Source organism: Oscillibacter sp. CU971 (genome assembly GCF_905219725.1).
GTDB lineage: Bacteria > Bacillota > Clostridia > Oscillospirales > Oscillospiraceae > Oscillibacter.
The window spans coordinates 1-2,941 of record NZ_CAJMXG010000309.1; the positions used below are offsets into that span (position 1 = coordinate 1).

4 protein-coding genes are annotated in these 2,941 nt (G+C 54.8%); all 4 read right to left on the bottom strand.

Annotation, left to right across the window (positions count from 1 at the left end; translation table 11 throughout):
• Positions 1–183 precede the first annotated feature (183 nt).
• Complete coding sequence (locus tag JX325_RS14605; protein WP_204791808.1) at positions 184–555, bottom strand: cysteine-rich VLP domain-containing protein; 372 nt, start codon at positions 553–555, stop codon at positions 184–186.
• Entirely contained in the window at positions 552–1,886 is a 1,335-nt protein-coding gene (locus tag JX325_RS14610) for a relaxase/mobilization nuclease domain-containing protein (RefSeq protein ID WP_204791809.1), read from the bottom strand. Before JX325_RS14610 ends, JX325_RS14605 begins: the two co-directional genes overlap by 4 nt.
• A complete protein-coding gene (mobC, locus tag JX325_RS14615) occupies positions 1,847–2,176 on the bottom strand; it encodes a plasmid mobilization relaxosome protein MobC (RefSeq protein ID WP_204791810.1) in 330 nt (109 codons plus the stop codon). Before mobC ends, JX325_RS14610 begins: the two co-directional genes overlap by 40 nt.
• Positions 2,177–2,428: 252 nt before the next feature.
• On the bottom strand, positions 2,429–2,773 hold the full coding sequence (locus JX325_RS14620) for a helix-turn-helix domain-containing protein (protein ID WP_204791811.1): 345 nt from the start codon (positions 2,771–2,773) through the stop codon (positions 2,429–2,431).
• Between the last annotated feature and the right edge of the window lie 168 nt (positions 2,774–2,941).

The window sequence follows — 2,941 nt, forward strand, 5'->3', positions numbered from 1 at the left end:
ATATCACAGTCGGAGGCAGATTGCCAATATAAACCGGGGCGCGGGAGCCGAAATAATGGCTCTCGCGCCCCGGTTTTTTGCACCCATTTTCTACGCATTTAGAACGCCGTTTCAGCGGGTAATTGATAAATCATTCAGCCACCCCGCTGACCGGCCTCTGTAACCCTTGAAAACAGCGGGCTTTTACCCCTCTAAATGCGTAGGCCGGTGGTATCTTTTCCTCTGCCGTTCGGCCTCCTTACGGCGGCGCATTTTCTTGGCGCAGGCTGGACAGTATTTCGCCCGATTGGACTTCGGCGTAAAGCTGGCCCCGCACTCACAGCACAGCTTCAGGTGATCGTGGTCTTTGACGATCTCGGCGCACAGAACAGCGTCCAGCGGAAGGACAGCCGCCCGGAACCAGCGGCACAGCAGGGAGTAGGAAATGCTCTGCACACAGATACATTCCTCTCCGTCATCCAGCAGGAGGCAGTTGCCGCCCACGTTGTTGCAGCACTCCCGCGTCAGCCTCCGGGCCTTGCGGTACTGCGGATAGTTCATCTTCGGTATGCTCACAGCTCTTGCTTCCTTTCCTGTTGCCGGGGCGTCACCCGCAAAATGCCGTCCACATTCTGCTTGATGATGCCGTACTCTTTCAGCTCCTTTTTCACTTCGCCGTACTTCGCATACAGCCGTTCCTTTTCCTCCGACAGCCGGGCATACTCCGCTTTCAGCGCGGCCAGATTGGGCAGCTTCTTCACGCCGCTCTCCCGCAAGGCACAGCCCGCCGCCTCGTACAGTATCAGGGCGCTTTCATGCTCCTGCCGGAACCGGGACTTGTCCGCCGCCCGCCGGTACTCTATCGCCACGGGCCGGGTCTGCTTGTAGGTGGTGACGTTCTTTATCAGCACGGCCATTTCCCCAAGACGGTGTTCCACTGTTTTCAGCGCGGCGGCGGCTTCCTCGCTGGCGGCTCTGATCTCCGCTACCCGGCTTTCCAGATCGGAATAGGCGTCAATCCCATGCTCGGTCAGGAAATTCATCGTCTTTGCCGCCTGCTGCAAGTTGTGTATCTTCGCCCATCGCGCATAGCCCGCCGATTGCTGGGCCTTGATGCTGTTCTCAATGTCGATACACAGGGAAATACCCTTGCGGGCTTTTGGCTTCCGTGTAGCGATGGCCCGGCCCTGGATGCGCTCGGTGATGGCTTCCTCGGTGTAGGCTTCGCCCAGCGTCTTGCACCTGGTAAACCGCTCTTGGCCGGGGGCGCGGAACGACACGAATTTGCCCCGCTTGATTTCATAGCCCTGCCTCTCCATGAGCCGCAGAAAATCTTCAAAATCCTTTGCCTGGGGGATAGCGGCGTCAATGGCAATTTTCAGCTTCGCTTTCCAACTCCGGCCCCGTCGCTGGGCGTCCCACTCGGCATAGGATTGGCCTCTATCCTGGTCCGGCTTCACTACGGATAGTCCATATTCCAGACACAGCCGGTCGCTGGTGCGCCGGATAAAAGAATAGCTTTGCTTGTTGGAAACATACTTCCGGCAGCTCACCATATCCACAGCGCAGAAAATGATGTGATTGTGGACATGGCCCTTGTCAATGTGGGTCGTCAGCACATAGGGGTATTTGCCCTGCAACACCTCGTCGGCCAGCCGCTTCCCGATCTCATGGGCCTGCTCCGGCGTGGCCTCGCCGGGAGCAAAGGACTGTATCAGGTGGTGAGCCAGATTGTTGCCTTTCTGGATGGCCTGGGCAAGCAGCATTTCAAATTCGATGTCCGCCGTTTCATAGGAACAGCCAAAGGAGGACACCAGCATTTTATCCTCGGTTTTCTCCGGGTTCTCAATGTAGTCAAGAGCCTTTTTCAGCGTTGACTTGATAGGATGTATCTTTGTAACCGCCATATCTCCGCCAGCGCCCCCTTGATGTCCTCCATGTCCTGCGCGTACACTGTGCCGGTGCTGTTCACTCTGCGGGCGATCTGATTGACATTGACGCCGATCTTCTGTATCTCCGCCGTCTGCGCCCGGATGTCGCTGGTGTCCACGTTGACGATATAGCCGTCAATCAGCATCTTCCGGGCGTAGGCCGAAAAGTTGGCCGTATGGAGCAAGGCCATTTTCTGTTGTATCAACACCTGTTCCTCCGCCGTCACCGGGACACGCAGCACGATCTTCCGCTTCCTGTTCGCCATGCGTCACCTCCGTTCTGCATAAGGGTTTGGGATTATCCCAACAAGCGAAAACGGACACGGCCCGGGGCGGGCCGTTTTCCGGGAGTGTGGCTACACTCCCTATGCTTGCTACGTTACCCCTCCCCCGTACCACTTCCCCCGTCCTTCGCACTAACAAGACACCTGTGGGAAGCAAAAATGCCCGCCAACGGCAGGCATTTTCTGAAAAAGGCGCAAAAAAATAGATGCCGTTTCGCTCTCGCAAAACGGCATCTATTCGTCCAATTTGATTGCTCCGTCAATGGTAGCTTCGACGATGGGCAAGTACTTTTCCGGGCATAGCTTCAACTTGTGGCTGACCCGCTGACGCTGGGCGCTGTCCTCCCCGACAAGTTCAGGGTTGAAATAGCGTTCTATCGGCAAGCGACAGACCCGTACCAACTGCAAAATCACAGGGATACTTGGAATGGTAGGCTTCAATTCAATTTCTGAAAGATACCGCGGGTCAATATTTATCTGTTCTGCCAGTGCCTTGATCGTAAGCCCCAAGGCTTCCCGTGCGGCCCGTACATCTTCGCCAAAGGTTTCAAATCCGGGACAGTCCCCAACTTTCGCCATATCATATCACCCTATAACAGTATATAGTTCATATAGTTCCCTTGGAATGATATAATATGTATTCTGTCGCGGTTTATAATTCATAATTTGTTTCTTGCGTTTTAACAGGCGACTGCTTATAATGAAATGAACTTTGAAATTTTCAAAAAATTAAGTAAATGCCGAAGG